This is a genomic window from Castellaniella sp. GW247-6E4 (assembly GCF_040276065.1).
Taxonomy (GTDB): Bacteria; Pseudomonadota; Gammaproteobacteria; order Burkholderiales; family Burkholderiaceae_B; genus Castellaniella.
This window is the reverse complement of sequence record NZ_JBELOI010000005.1, coordinates 171,985-185,107: the sequence shown is the minus strand read 5'-3', so window position 1 is coordinate 185,107 and position 13,123 is coordinate 171,985. Positions and strand designations below refer to the sequence as shown.

General features: G+C 64.4%; 11 protein-coding genes and 1 tRNA gene. 3 read left to right on the top strand and 9 right to left on the bottom strand.

Annotated elements, in window-relative coordinates:
* Positions 1-11 precede the first annotated feature (11 nt).
* From ABS761_RS08340 to ABS761_RS08315, 6 genes are read right to left on the bottom strand one after another with little or no spacing between them, the layout of a single operon-like run.
* Positions 12-548, bottom strand: a complete 537-nt coding sequence (locus ABS761_RS08340; RefSeq protein WP_350407708.1) for a (2Fe-2S)-binding protein — start codon at positions 546-548, stop codon at positions 12-14.
* The gene (locus ABS761_RS08335) at positions 545-2,884 is read right to left on the bottom strand and encodes a xanthine dehydrogenase family protein molybdopterin-binding subunit (RefSeq protein WP_350407707.1); all 2,340 of its coding nucleotides are present in this window, start codon (positions 2,882-2,884) and stop codon (positions 545-547) included. Before ABS761_RS08335 ends, ABS761_RS08340 begins: the two co-directional genes overlap by 4 nt.
* Positions 2,881-3,945, bottom strand: coding sequence for an ABC transporter ATP-binding protein (locus tag ABS761_RS08330; protein WP_350407705.1), 1,065 nt, complete (start codon positions 3,943-3,945; stop codon positions 2,881-2,883). Before ABS761_RS08330 ends, ABS761_RS08335 begins: the two co-directional genes overlap by 4 nt.
* 8 nt (positions 3,946-3,953) lie before the next feature.
* The gene (locus tag ABS761_RS08325; RefSeq protein ID WP_350407704.1) at positions 3,954-4,760 is read right to left on the bottom strand and encodes an ABC transporter permease; all 807 of its coding nucleotides are present in this window, start codon (positions 4,758-4,760) and stop codon (positions 3,954-3,956) included.
* Positions 4,757-5,656, bottom strand: a complete 900-nt coding sequence (locus tag ABS761_RS08320) for an ABC transporter permease (protein ID WP_350407703.1) — start codon at positions 5,654-5,656, stop codon at positions 4,757-4,759. The genes ABS761_RS08325 and ABS761_RS08320 overlap by 4 nt, the downstream gene beginning before the upstream one ends.
* Positions 5,657-5,664: 8 nt before the next feature.
* Positions 5,665-6,735, bottom strand: coding sequence for an ABC transporter substrate-binding protein (locus ABS761_RS08315; protein WP_350407701.1), 1,071 nt, complete (start codon positions 6,733-6,735; stop codon positions 5,665-5,667).
* A 105-nt stretch (positions 6,736-6,840) separates the two neighbouring features.
* Between ABS761_RS08315 and ABS761_RS08310 the strand changes: the two genes are divergently transcribed.
* Positions 6,841-7,569, top strand: coding sequence for a response regulator (locus ABS761_RS08310; RefSeq protein WP_350407699.1), 729 nt, complete (start codon positions 6,841-6,843; stop codon positions 7,567-7,569).
* Here ABS761_RS08310 and ABS761_RS08305 read toward each other — a convergent pair.
* The 3 genes from ABS761_RS08305 to ispB all read right to left on the bottom strand — a co-directional run bounded on the left by ABS761_RS08305 (position 7,556) and on the right by ispB (position 11,099).
* A complete protein-coding gene (locus tag ABS761_RS08305; protein ID WP_350407697.1) occupies positions 7,556-9,796 on the bottom strand; it encodes an ATP-binding protein in 2,241 nt (746 codons plus the stop codon). The two genes, ABS761_RS08310 and ABS761_RS08305, sit on opposite strands and share 14 nt — an antisense overlap.
* Before the next feature lie 206 nt (positions 9,797-10,002).
* Positions 10,003-10,079 (bottom strand) — tRNA-Pro (locus ABS761_RS08300).
* A 54-nt stretch (positions 10,080-10,133) separates the two neighbouring features.
* Positions 10,134-11,099 (bottom strand): octaprenyl diphosphate synthase, encoded by a 966-nt coding sequence (ispB, locus tag ABS761_RS08295; protein ID WP_350407696.1) that lies wholly within the window; start codon positions 11,097-11,099, stop codon positions 10,134-10,136.
* 90 nt (positions 11,100-11,189) lie between these two features.
* Here ispB and ABS761_RS08290 point away from each other — a divergent pair, with 90 nt between their 5' ends.
* Together ABS761_RS08290 and ABS761_RS08285 are read left to right on the top strand one after the other, a co-directional pair.
* Positions 11,190-12,056, top strand: a complete 867-nt coding sequence (locus ABS761_RS08290; RefSeq protein WP_350407694.1) for an ATP-binding protein — start codon at positions 11,190-11,192, stop codon at positions 12,054-12,056.
* Positions 12,049-13,119, top strand: a complete 1,071-nt coding sequence (locus ABS761_RS08285) for a Nudix family hydrolase (protein WP_350407693.1) — start codon at positions 12,049-12,051, stop codon at positions 13,117-13,119. The genes ABS761_RS08290 and ABS761_RS08285 overlap by 8 nt, the downstream gene beginning before the upstream one ends.
* The last annotated feature ends 4 nt before the right edge of the window (positions 13,120-13,123 follow it).

Genomic DNA, 13,123 nt, shown 5'->3' with positions numbered 1-13,123 from the left:
GCGCACGCGGCTCAGATTGTGCGCCCATCGCGCCCTTGACCCGGCGCTCCGTCCTGCAAGGACCGGGCGGCGAGCATGACCATTTCCACAATAGGCAGATAACCCGTGCATCGGCAAAGCAGGCCGGCAAAGGCGGCATGAATGTCCGCTTCCATCGGATCGGGTGCTTCCCGCAACAGCGCGATCGCGGCCAGCACGAAGGCGGGCACGCAATAGCCGCACTGAAACGGTTGCCGCTGGTCGACGGCTGCCAAAACGGCGACTACCGCAGGATCTTTGAGCAGCGATAAACCCGACAAGGTATGGACATGCCGGGCGCCCACTTCCTGCGCAAGCACACTGCATGATTTGACCGGCAGGCCATCCACCAGGACGGCGCAGGCGCCACAATGACCGGTATCGCAGCCTTTGCGTACGTCGAGGCAGTCCAACTCGTCTCGCAACCATTCCAGCAGGGATTCGCCGCCGGGAGCACCCTGCCGCGTGACGGTGTTCACGCGGCAGAAGCCAGGTTGCGCCGGCTCGTTCGATGGCAACATGTCGTTCATGCCCTTGACTCTTTAGCGTGCAGAAGTGCCCAGATGGCCGGAGGCGTCGCGGGCATCTGAATCGTCGATGCCTGTCTGCCCAGCGCCGAGCTCAAGGCATCCTGAACGGCATTCATGACGGCGGGCGGCGCGGCGCTCGCGCCAGACTCGCCACAGCCCTTGATGCCCAGCCGATTGGCCCCGGCGCTGCCCTGGTTCAGGACGACCTCCATCGGCGGCATGTCGGCAACCTGGGGCAGGTGGTAGCGCCCGAAGTCGGCCGTCATCAGCCGGCCGTCATCAGGATCAAAACGGCAGTCTTCGAGCAAGGCCTGACCAATGCCCTGCGCGCTCCCGCCCACGACCTGGTTGCGGACTTTGTCGTCGGAAATGATCACGCCGAAGTCGTTGACGGACACGTAATTCAGAATGTCCACGGCACCCGTATCGGGATCGATTTCGACCTCGCAGGCATGGCAGCCGTTGGCAAACGTCCCCTCCGTGATCGCGGCGCAGACTTCGGTCTCGAAGGGGTGGGGCGTGCCCTCCGGCAAATCGGCGACCGCCAGGATGGCCAGCTCATGCAGCGTGAAATGCCGCGCGCCGCAACTCAGGCGCCCCGCCTCCCAGCGGACCTGTTCCAGCGGCACGCCCCACACCTTGGCAGCCCACTCGCGCGCTTTCAGGATGACCGCATCGGCGGCCTGCAGCAAGGCGGTCGAGCCGGACAACAGGGATTTGGATCCCCCCGTCCCCATGCCTTGCGCCAGACGATCCGTGCGTCCCTGGTGCACGGTGATTGCCGAGGCGTCATAGCCCAGATAATCCGCCAGGATCTTCGTGTACGAGGTGCGATGGCCCTGGCCGCTGCTTTGCGTCCCCACATCGGCGCGCAGGCGGCCATCGCGGCGGAAGCAGAGGCGGGCCGATTCGCGCGACACCCCGTCCGGCTGGGTCACGCGCGCCAAGGCCATGCCGCCGTTGGTTTCAAGATAATTGGCCAGGCCCAGGCCTCTGAGCTTGTTGCCGGCGCGACTCTTGTCGCGCCTGGCGGGAAATCCCGCGTAGTCGATTTTCTCGAGCGCGCGCTCCAGGTTGTCGGCGAACAGGCCGCCGGTGAGCCTCACGCCCGTCGAGGTCGTATAGGGCAGATCAGCGGGCCGGAGCAGGTTGCGCCGGCGTAAGGCCGCCCGATCCAGATTCAACTCAAGCGCGGCAATGTCAATGATGCGTTCCAGCACATAGTTGGCCTCCGGGCGACCCGCCCCCCGATACGAATCGAGCGGAACGGTATGCGTCAACGCGCCGCGCACACGGCTGTACATGGCGCCGAATCGGTAGGCGCCCGGCAGGACCGGCGAGCTGCACATGGTCGGATTGAACGGACCATAGTTGGACAGGGAGGCCCCCAGATTGGCATCGGTATCCGCCCGTATCGCCAGGAAATTCCCATCAGCGTCCAGTGCCAGCCGGACGCGGGTGTGATGGTCGCGGCCATGGGTGTCGCTCAGGAACGCCTCGGTGCGCGACGCCACCCATTTCACGGCCTGCCCGAGGTGCTGCGCCGCCAGCAGGACGAGGACCTGCTCCGGATAGACGAAGATCTTCATCCCGAAACTGCCGCCCACCCGAGGGGTGATGACCTCGAGCGTCGCTGGATCCCAGCCCAGCACATCGCGCGCAATGACGTCACGCGTCCAATGGGCGCCCTGTGAGGGGGTGATGAGGATGCGCTCTCCGGTGTCGGGGTCGACCCAGGCGACCGCGCTGCGGGTCTCCAGCGGGCTGGGGACGACGCGATTGTTGACGATGCTGGCCTCCACGACCGACGCAGCCGTCCGCATGGCCGCCTCAACGGCCGCCTCATCGCCGGTTTCCCAGTCGAAGCAAAGATTGCCGGGAATGTCGTCCCAGACCCGGGGCGCGCCGGGCTGCAGGGCCAAGTCCGCCTGGGTGACCTGCGGCAAGGGTTCGTACACGACGTCGATGCGCCGCGCCGCCGCCTCGGCCATGCGGGCGGTGCGGGCCACCACCATCGCGACCGCCTCGCCATGATGGCGCACCTTGCCGCGCGCCAGCAGCGTGCGGGGGGGATCGGCGCGCGCCGTTCCATCCCGGTTTTTCAGCGGAATGATGCAGGGAATCGGCCGCGGCTGGCCGGGCAGGTCAGCCGCGGTCCACACTGCGACGACACCCTCCATGCCCTCGATGCGCGTATGAATGTCGATAATTGAAGCATGCGCATGCGGCGACCGCACAAAGGCGGCATGCAGGCAGCCGTCCGGATAGACGTCTTCGGTAAAGACGCGTCCCGAACACGCGCTGCGCAGCCAGCCCGGCATCCCCTGGTAGTTCATGACAGCAATCGCGAGTCGTCAGGAGACCAGCGCACCTTGACGGGCGTCCCCTCGGCAAAAGTTGTATAGGTCGTGCTGGAGACATTGGGCAGCATGACCTGGATGGACTGCCCGTCCGGCAGACCCAGTTGGCATTCGACGACCGGCCCCAAGTAGGTAAACAGACGTATCGTGGCCGACAGCGAATTCAGAGAGGAATCCTCGGCGGCATCCGCCGGCACAATATGCGCACGCTCGGGCCGGAAGCTCAGGCACTTGGCGTCCCGGCCGCCCGATTGCGTCGTCCTGAGCATGATGCCGCTGTGGGTCCGAAAGCCATCGGCCTCGACGCGCGAGCCTTCGAGCAGATTGGTTTTTCCCATGAACTCGGCGACAAAGCGATTGGCGGGCGTCTCGTAAAGCTGCGCGGGCGTGCCGATCTGCTCGATGCACCCTTTGCTCATGACGACCAGCCGGTCGGCCATGCTCAGCGCCTCATCCTGATCGTGGGTCACGATGAGCGTCGTCAAGTTCAGCTCGCGCTGCAGTTGCCTGATCTCGGCGCGAACCTCATGGCGCAGCCTGGCGTCAAGCGCCGACAGAGGTTCGTCCAGCAACAGCACATCGGGGTTGATCGCCATGGCCCGGGCCAGTGCCACACGCTGCTGCTGGCCGCCCGAAAGCTGGCGCGGCATGCGGTCCGCAAACTCGCCAAGGCGAACGCGCGACAGGGCTTCCTGCACCCGCTGATCGATGTCGCTTTTCTTCAGTCGCTGCATCTCCAGGCCAAACGCCACGTTCTTTGCGACCGTCATGTGCGGAAAAAGAGCATAGCCTTGAAACACCATCCCGATATTCCGCTGATGCGCGGGCACATGCGTAATCTCGCGACCATCCAGCGCAATCTGGCCCTCGCTGACCGAGATAAAGCCGGCCAGCATGCGCAAGGTCGTCGTCTTGCCACAACCGCTGGGTCCCAGCAGCGCAACCATCTCGCCTTTGTCCATCGACAGGTTGAAGCTGTCAACCGCACGCGTCTGGTTATAGTATTTCGTGACGTTTCTGAATTCGATATAAGACATAGGCGGCTTTAAAAGGCGTTGCTCAGTTTCACGTACCGATCGGAGACGATCAGCGCAAAGCCAATAAGGAAAATTTGGACGGTGGCAACCGCTGCCACGGTCGGATCCAGGTTCCACTCCAGGTAGTTCAGGATCGCGATCGGCAGCGTCGTCCGGCCCGGCCCCACCAGAAACAAGGACTTCTCCAGATCGGTAAACGAGACGATGAAGCTGAACAGCGCGCCGGCCACCAGGCCGGGACGGGCAATCGGCAGCGTGATCCGCCAAAAGGTCGTCAACGGGGTGGCGCCCAGGTTCTGGGCCGCTTCTTCGATGCTTTCGTTTGCGGACAACAAAGAGGTGGTCACCAGGCGCACGACCCAGGGAATCACAATGACCACGTGCGCAATGATGAGCCCAGGCAGCGTGGCGACCAGTTGTATGCCGGTGAACAGCTCGATCTGGATGAAGTAAATGTACACGCCACTGCCGGCCACAATCGCCGGCACCATCATGGGCGACAGCAACAGGGTGTTGACAAAAGCCTTGCCCGGAAACTCGGCGCGGGCCAGCGCCAGCGACGCCGGGACGCCGATCAGCAGCCCCAGGCCCGTGGCCACAAGTGCGACCTGCAGGCTCAGCCAGAATCCTTCGCGGAAATCGACCAGTTCCCAAGCGTTGACATACCAGCCAAAGGTATAGCCCAGCGGCGGGAAACTGATCACCTTGTTGGAAAACACACTGACCCAGACGACCGCCACGAGCGGTGCCACGACAAACCCGAGGGACAGGAACACCGCCGCGCGATAGGACCAGGTACGCAGAGGTGTCTTCATGATCTAGCCGCCATCATGCGATCCTGGGAAATGCGGCCGACCAGCCAGGACGAAAATATCGTCAGCAGCAAGGTCGTGACCATCAGAATGACGGAAATCGCCGACCCGAACGGCCAGTTGTTCGCCTTGGTGATCTGCTCGTAGACCTTGGGGGCCATCATGTGGAAGGTCGGCCCGCCGATCAGCACCGGGGTCGCATACGCGTTCATGCCCATCATGAAACACAGCACCGTGCCCACGACAATGCCAGGCGTGGACAGCGGCAACAGGACCCGATAGAACACGCGCCAGTGGCTGGCACCCAGCCCCAGAGCGGCTTCTTCCAGTGAGGGGCTAATCGACTCAATCACGCTTTGCAGGGTGATGATCATGAAAGGCAGTTGCACGGAAATCGTCCCGATCATGACCGCAAGATCGGTGTAGAGCAGGGCCAGCGGCTCGCTGATCACGCCGGTCGACATCAGCGCAGAATTGATGACGCCCCGGTCGCCCAGCAGCACCAGCCAGCCGGCCACCCGCACCGGATTGCCCATCAGCAGCGGCAGGATGACCGTGATGATCAAGATGCTTTTCATCTTCACCGAACGGGTCCGGGCGATGAAGTAGGCCGGCAGGAAACCCAGTATCAAGCAGACAAACGTACTGACGACCCCGATGTAAATGGTTCGAAACAGGACATCCCTGTAAAAGGAGTCTGAAAAGAACTTGATGTAGTTTTCCGCCGACCAGGCCTCGACCATCAGGACGGTCGGATCGAACTGATTCAGGCTATAGCGAAACAGCAGGAAAAGCGGCCCTATCAGCACCGCCAGGACGGCTAGCGATGACGGTGCCAGCAGCGCGGCGGCGGTCAGGCCGCGCGGCTTGAGCAACGAACGATGGGCAGCTCCGTTCATACCGAACCCTACACCTTGATGTTCTTGTTCCACCATTCAAGCCATTCCGGCTGGTGCTTTGCGGCATACTCGAAGTTGACCACATGCAGGCGGCTTTGCTGTTCTTCGCTGAACTGCACTTGTCTGGACAACGTTTCGGGCAGGGTCACATTGGAAATCGCGGGCGCGTAGTAGGTCAGCTCGGCCAGCGTGTGGCAGGCTTGCGGCGTCAGCATCTCATTGATGTAGTGGTAGGCGAGGTCCTTGTTCGGCGCCCGCTTCGGAATCACCACGCCAAAGCGGATGGCGATGCCGCCTTCCGCGGGATAGGCGCCGCGGACCGGCAGGCCGTCCGCTTCCCATTGGGCGGCCCGCGCCTTGTAGTTCGCCGAGATCCAGATCTCGTCGGACTGCATGGCGGCGACCAGTTGCTGGTGCGAGGGATAGATCTTGGGGTCGACCTGTTCCTTCAGCTTGAGCAAGGTCGGGAAGGCCGGCTCGATATTGCCCATGGTGCCGCCGCCGACCAGCGAGAAGGCATACAGGTAGTTGAAATAAATCTGGTCGATCAATCCGACCCGCCCCTTGTATTCGGGCTTCATCAAGTCCTTGAAGGAGGTCGGCGCGGAAATCTTTTCGGGATGATAGATCAGCTCCACACCGCTATACACCCAAGGCGCAAAGAACTTATTGTCCATGCCCGACATGGACAGCAGGTTCTTGGCATTGGGAATCCGGTCATAGTCGATCTCTTCGAGGACGCCCTGAACCTGCAGCTCGTAGGCGTCGGCGTCTGTCAGGTGAGCAATATCGACGCTGCCGCGCGGCAGGTTGCGCTCGGCGAGCAGCTTGGATTTGCGCGCGGGCGCGCTCGCCAAATCCCGTCGTACCTTGATGCCCTTGTCCTCCAGCAGGGGGGTTTCCAACGCCTTCATGACGTTGCTGTTCCAGTCGCCGCCCCAGTTGGACACCACAAGCTCGCCCCTGGGCTGGGCAAACGCGGCGAAGGGCGACGCGCCCGCCAGCAAGCCCACGCCGGCACCAGCCGCGGCCTGCATGAATTGACGCCGTGAAGGCGCGTAGATGGTCCGCTTAGACATGATTGTCTCCTTTAGTTTTCAAAGATATAGGGCTGGATCGACACTGTACCTTCGATTCATGTCTGATATGATTCTGAATTGTGTCTAAAATGTGGCTAAAAATCGATGCCAACCAACACCCCTCTCCTGCTAGTGGAGGACGACGAAACATTCCGCGCCATTCTTGCTGGGTACCTGGAAGCAAAGGGATGGTCGGTGGAAACGGTGTCGACCGGGCACGAAATGCTGCATCGGATATCGGGCGGCAATTATGGCCTGATTCTGCTGGACCTCGGCCTGCCCGACGAGGACGGCCTGGCGCTGCTGCGCAAGCTCCTGGGCCGTTCCGAGATCCCGGTCATGGTCATCACGGGCTGCGCGGATATGGATGTCCGCCTTACGGCGTTCGAACTGGGCGCCGCCGATGTCCTGATCAAGCCACTGAACCCGCGCGAGCTGCAATACAGGGTTCTCAACCTCTTGCGGCGCAGCCCGGCGCCCACGCCGGTCAGTTACCTCGAGGCCGCCCCATGGCGGGTCGACGTGGTGTCGCGTACCGTCGTGTCGGCCCTGACCAGCCGGCCCTGCAGGCTGACCCGCGCCGAGTTCGACGCCTTGGCCTTTCTACTGCGTTCTCAGGGAAGGGTCTGTTCCAGGGCACAAATACTGGACGCCATCACGGTATCGAGCGGCCCTGAATCGGATCGGGCGGTCGACACCCTCATCAGCCGCCTGCGCGGAAAACTGGGCGTGGAATGCAATGCGAATAAATTGATCTTGACGGTCAGAGGCATCGGATACCGCATCGACCCGCAGGCCGCGGCACCCCTGCCACCCCTTGCTACGACTGGATAGCGGCGCCAAACTTGCCCCGCATGGCCTGCTCCAGAACCGGCAGACTGTCCGCGGCGGCGCTGCGCAACTTATCCAGCTCTCGATGCATGTCTTCGCCTTGCGCATCCGGCCCGGAGGACGAAGCCAGCAACGCCTCCACCGTCCGCGCGTGGTCGCTCAAGCGATGAAACCCCATTTGCGAGGCCGTGCCCGCCACACGATGGGCATAGCCGCGTAGCGCGGCGAGATCGTCCGAGGCCAGGCGCGCCGCCTGTGCGAACAGATCCCGCGCAGAGCGCACGCTTTGCCGAAAACGCGTGCCGCCGATATCCTGTTCGAGCTGCCTCAGGGCCGACTCGGCATGACCCCGACCACTGTCATCCACCGCCGTCAACACAATCGGCGAAAAGACAAAAGGCGCCTGCGCCCGGGCGGTGCGATCGAAGCTTGCGGCCCATGTCAGGGCATACTGCAGCTGCTCGATGTAGAGCGGCTTTTGCAGAACGGCGTCGATGCCGGCGGTTTTGCACGCCGAAAGATTGTCCGAAATGATGTTCCCCGTGAGCGCGATCACAATCAGCCGGGAAAAAACCGGATCCGCTTGCGCCCGCAGGCGTGCCGCAATCTCGAAACCCGAGGCTTTGGGCATCATCAGGTCCAGCAGCAACACATCGAGGCCGCGGTCTTTGACCGCCCGTACGATATCCTGCGCATCGTCGAGCACCATGGCCTCGTAGCCGGACCGGACCAGCAGCGCGTGGGCCACCGTCAGATTCAGCGGATCGTCGTCCACCACCCCGACACGCAGCGCCGCATCAGCCCGTGCAACCGGCTTTTCTCCGTGCGCAGGTGCGGGCGCACCCACATGCAGCGGGACATTGAACCAGAACGTGCTGCCCCGCCCCGGTTCGGTATCGACACCAATATCGCCGCCCATCGCCGTGACGAGCTGCTTGCAAATAGCCAGGCCGATGCCGGAACTGGCGGGTTTCTGCGCACTGGTCTGAGAAAAATACTCGAAGAGCCTGCCGACGTCCTCGGGCTCGATCCCTGCGCCTTGATCCCGGACTTCAAAATGCAGGCGCCGGCCCTGCGTGGTGATCCGAACGGCGATCGCCCCGCCACTTTCGGTGTACTTCAAGGCGTTGCCGGTCAGGTTGACCAGCACTTGAAGCACGCGGCCCGGATCGATCTCTACCCACTCGGGCACCTGCTTTGAAATAAACCCCTTCAATAGCACGCGGCCCTGCGTCGCCCGCGGCTCGAGCTCGGCCTTGAGGGTGTCGAGCAGATCCCGGGGCGCCGTCGCGCGAAGCCGGATCGCCACCCCCACGGCCTCATTTTTCAGATAATCCAGCAGATCCGACAACACCGTCGTCAGCCGCTTTGTGGATTGCAACATCAATTGTGTATTGGTCCGCTGCGACGGGGATTCCGCATCCAGCGCCAGCGTCTGGGCCAAGCCGGCCAGGCCGTTCAATCCGTTGCTGACTTCGTGGCTGAACATGGCCAGGAAGCGGGCCATCGATTCGGACGTACGCTCAGCATGCTGCTTGGCGCTGCTCAGCGCCTCCTCCCGCTCTTTCAGCAATGTGATGTCAGCCCGGATGCTGGTGACCCCGCCCGACCGGGTGCGCCGCTCGCTCAACTGAATCCATCGACCGTTATCCAGATGCTGCTCAAAAAACCCCTCGCCACGGCGATGGAACTCGAGGCGCCTGTTCAGCCATGCGTCGGCATCTTCGCCATAGCGGAACTGGCCGCGCCTCAGCGCCGTTTCAGTAATCTCGGAGAAGGTGACCCCCACACGCAACACGTCGGCGATGGTGGGGTACAGCTCGGCGTACTGGGGGTTGGCGATCAACAGGCGGTCGTCCGCGTCATAGAGGACAAAGGCCTCGGAAAGCGCGTTAATGCCTTCCTCGAGCCAGTTCAGGTAGGTGGTGACACGGTGCTCCCAGCGATGCAGGCGCGTGACGTGCAACAGCACGCCCGCCCCCGGTTGCGTGACGATGATCTGGACGACGCGCCGGCCGACGGCAAACGGCCGGCTTGGCGCACCGCCATCCGATTGCAGGGCCACGCGCAAGGATTCGGGCAGCCCGGGCAGCGGCAGATCCAGCGCGCGGCGCCGCGCTACGGGCCTGGAAAGCGGACCCTCCAGGCGAACGACCCCGTTTTCCAGCGTCCAGGCGTAGGTCGGAAAGGCGGTGGACAGGGTATAGGGCGCGGCGCGGGTGTCAGTCATGGCTTCAGGTGTCCGGGCGCGGAAAATGTCAATGATGACGGCTTTGACGCCGATTGGCGCACTATTGTCTTTATACGCCAAGACCTGCACACCAAACCTCGCAGGGGCACTGCACCACCCCGGCCAAGCCCCGCCACCGATCCGCGTTGCGTGGGCGCGGAAAGCAAAAAGCCCTGAATGATCAGGGCTTTTTGCTTTGGAAACAGTGGTCGGGGTGACATGATTCGAACATGCGACTCCTGCGTCCCGAACGCAGTACTCTACCAGGCTGAGCTACACCCCGACGGTGCAACGGCCCCTCGGCAAACACTGTCGCCAAAGAACCCCGGGATTATTTTCAGCGGTCTCTGTCGACCGCGAAAGAGCAAAATTTTACCAGAGTTTCCCGATACGCGGAATCCGGCAGGGCCTCGAGGGCCTCGAGGGCCAAGTCCGCCTCGGCGCGCGCGGCCTCGCGCGTGTACGCCAGCGCGTCGCTGTCGTAAATGGCCCGCGCCACGGCCTCGAAATCGGCCGAGCCGGTCCGGATCGCGCCGCGCACCAGATCGCGCTGCGCCGGGGTGCCGACCTCGAGGACGCGGATCAGAGGCAGCGTGGGCTTGCCCTCGCGCAGGTCGTCACCGACGTTTTTGCCGAGCGCCTGGGCGTCGCCGCTGTAATCCAGCACGTCGTCGACGAGCTGGAAGGCCGTCCCCAGGTGCCTGCCATAAGTGGCCGCGGCCTGCTCTTGCGCCGGCGTGGCCTCGGAGATGATGGCGCCCACCTGGGCGGCCGCCTCGAACAGCTTCGCGGTCTTGTAGCGCACCACCTGCAAGTAGCGCTCTCGCGACACGTCGGGATCATGCACATTGAGCAACTGCAATACCTCGCCCTCGGCGATGATGGTCGTCGCCGCCGAGAGCACCGCCATGGCGGCCATGGAGTTGGTCTCGACCATCATCTCGAAGGATCGCGAGTACAGGTAGTCGCCCACTAGGACGCTGGCGGCGTTGCCAAACACGGCATTGGCCGTATCGCGGCCGCGACGCATGTCGGACTCGTCGACCACGTCGTCGTGCAGCAACGTGGCGGTGTGGATGAACTCGACGACGGCGGCCAGTCGATGGTGGTCGTCGCCCCGGTAGCCCAGCGCACCCGCCACCAGCAACACCATCGCCGGGCGCATGCGCTTGCCGCCGGCACCGACAATGTAGTCTCCGATCGTGCGGATCAGGACGACCTCGGAGTCCAGGCGCGCGCGAATCACGGCATCGACCGCCAGCATGTCGTCGGCGACGGGTGCGAACAGTTCGGAGAGTCTCAAGGCAAACCCGGGTTTCTGAAAGCGGCAGCCGCAAAACGCGGCCACAAAGACCCAGATTATACTTTCCGAATCCAAATCAGGAGACCTCCCTTGATCGACCCTCAATTGCACCCCCTGCTGGAAAGCGCCCAACGCGTGCTGGCCCAGCTCGAGGCCTGGCTGCCCCCCGCTCCGCCCCCCACCAACTGGGCGGCCCGCGCCTATCGCTGGCGCCGCCGCGGCGCGCGTGGCTGGCTGGATGCGGTGGCGCGCATCGCACCCATGCACATGGATGACCTGCGGCACATCGAGCGGCAAAAAGCCGCCATCGAACGCAATACGCTCGCCTTCCTGCGCGGAAAGCCCGCCAACAACGTGCTGATGACCGGCGCGCGCGGCACGGGCAAGAGCTCGCTGGTGCGCGCCATGCTGGACGCCTTCGGCGAAGAGGGCCTGCGCCTGATCGAGGTCGACAAATCCGACATGGGCGACCTGGGCCAGATCATCGAACTCATTGCCGGCCGCCCAGAGCGCTACATCATCTTTTGCGACGACCTCTCGTTCGAGGAGGGCGAGCCGGGCTACAAGGCCCTGAAGTCGGTGCTCGATGGCTCGCTGGCCGCGCCGGGAGACAACGTGCTGATCTATGCGACCTCCAACCGCCGCCATCTGATGCCCGAGTACATGCGAGAGAACCTCGCTGCCCAGCACCAGGCCGACGGCGAGATCCACCCCGGCGAGACCGTCGAGGAAAAGATTTCGCTCTCCGAGCGCTTTGGCCTGTGGCTGTCCTTCTACCCGTTCAGCCAGGACGATTACCTGGACATCGTCGGACATTGGCTCGAGGCGCACGGCTGCGACCCCGACAACATCGCGCAGGCGCGCACCGAGGCGCTGCAATGGGCCCTCGAACGCGGGTCACGCTCGGGCCGGGTCGCCCGCCAGTTCGCGCGCGACTGGGCGGCCCGCCATGTCTGATGCCGGCCGGCGCGACGCGACCAGCCACGCCAAGCCCTACCTGCGGGTGGCGGCGGGCCTGATTCTGGACGCGGACGGCCGCCTGCTGCTGGGCCAGCGGCCCAAGGGCAAGCCCTGGGAGGACTGGTGGGAGCTCCCCGGCGGCAAGATCGAGCCCGGCGAGACCGTCGAGCAGGCGCTGGCGCGCGAGCTCGACGAAGAGCTCGGCATCCGCGCGACCCGGGTCTATCCCTGGGTCACCCACGTCCACGAATACCCCAAGAACATCGTCGAACTCGCCTTCTGCCAGGTGACCGCCTGGGACGGCGAGCCCCGCGGCCTCGAGAATCAGGCGCTGCTGTGGGTCGATCCCGGCGCCATCCGCCTGGATCAGGCGGACCACCCCGTTGCCCCCAACGGGGGCTCGCTGCTGCCGGCGGCCGCGCCCCCGCTGAAATGGCTGCGCCTGCCCACCCGTTACCGGATCAGCGCGATCGGCGGCCCCGAGGGCCTGGCCGGCTGGCTGTCCCGGCTGGAGGACGAGCTGCGCACCGGCCCGCGCCTGGTCCAGTTCAGGGAACCCGGCTGGCGGGGGGATCACGCCTCGCTGGCGACCGCTTTCGAGGCCACGCGGGCTCTCTGCCGGCGGCACGCGGCGCCCTGCCTGGTCAACAGCGTGCACCCGCGGGACTGGTGGACGCGCGCCGACGGGGTGCACCTGCGCGCCGCGGACGCCGCCAGCCTCGCGGATACGGACGCCCGCCCGCCAGGCATGCTCGCGGTCTCGGCGCACGACGCGCGCGACATCGCCCACGCGCGGGCCCTGGAGGCGGACTTCCTGGTCCTGGGGCACGTCTTGGACACGCCCAGCCACGCCGGCAAGGCGCCGCTGGGCTGGATGGATTTTCAGGCCCTGGCCGCCCCGGCCGGACGGCCGGTCTTTGCCCTGGGCGGCCAATCCGCCGACACCGCCGAGACCGCCCGCCGACACGGAGCGCACGGCATCGCCGCGATACGCGGAACGCTGGGACCTGCCAGCCCCCCCACAGGGGACGCACCCTCGCGCGGACGTCGACCGCGTTGACAGC

Bases quoted from the DNA above. Each gene is read 5' to 3' on its own strand.
- ABS761_RS08340 (WP_350407708.1), bottom strand. From the start codon at position 548: ATGAACGACATGTTGCCATCGAACGAGCCGGCGCAACCTGGCTTCTGC.
- ABS761_RS08335 (WP_350407707.1), bottom strand. From the start codon at position 2,884: ATGAACTACCAGGGGATGCCGGGCTGGCTGCGCAGCGCGTGTTCGGGA.
- ABS761_RS08330 (WP_350407705.1), bottom strand. From the start codon at position 3,945: ATGTCTTATATCGAATTCAGAAACGTCACGAAATACTATAACCAGACG.
- ABS761_RS08325 (WP_350407704.1), bottom strand. From the start codon at position 4,760: ATGAAGACACCTCTGCGTACCTGGTCCTATCGCGCGGCGGTGTTCCTG.
- ABS761_RS08320 (WP_350407703.1), bottom strand. From the start codon at position 5,656: ATGAACGGAGCTGCCCATCGTTCGTTGCTCAAGCCGCGCGGCCTGACC.
- ABS761_RS08315 (WP_350407701.1), bottom strand. From the start codon at position 6,735: ATGTCTAAGCGGACCATCTACGCGCCTTCACGGCGTCAATTCATGCAG.
- ABS761_RS08310 (WP_350407699.1), top strand. From the start codon at position 6,841: ATGCCAACCAACACCCCTCTCCTGCTAGTGGAGGACGACGAAACATTC.
- ABS761_RS08305 (WP_350407697.1), bottom strand. From the start codon at position 9,796: ATGACTGACACCCGCGCCGCGCCCTATACCCTGTCCACCGCCTTTCCG.
- ABS761_RS08285 (WP_350407693.1), top strand. From the start codon at position 12,049: ATGTCTGATGCCGGCCGGCGCGACGCGACCAGCCACGCCAAGCCCTAC.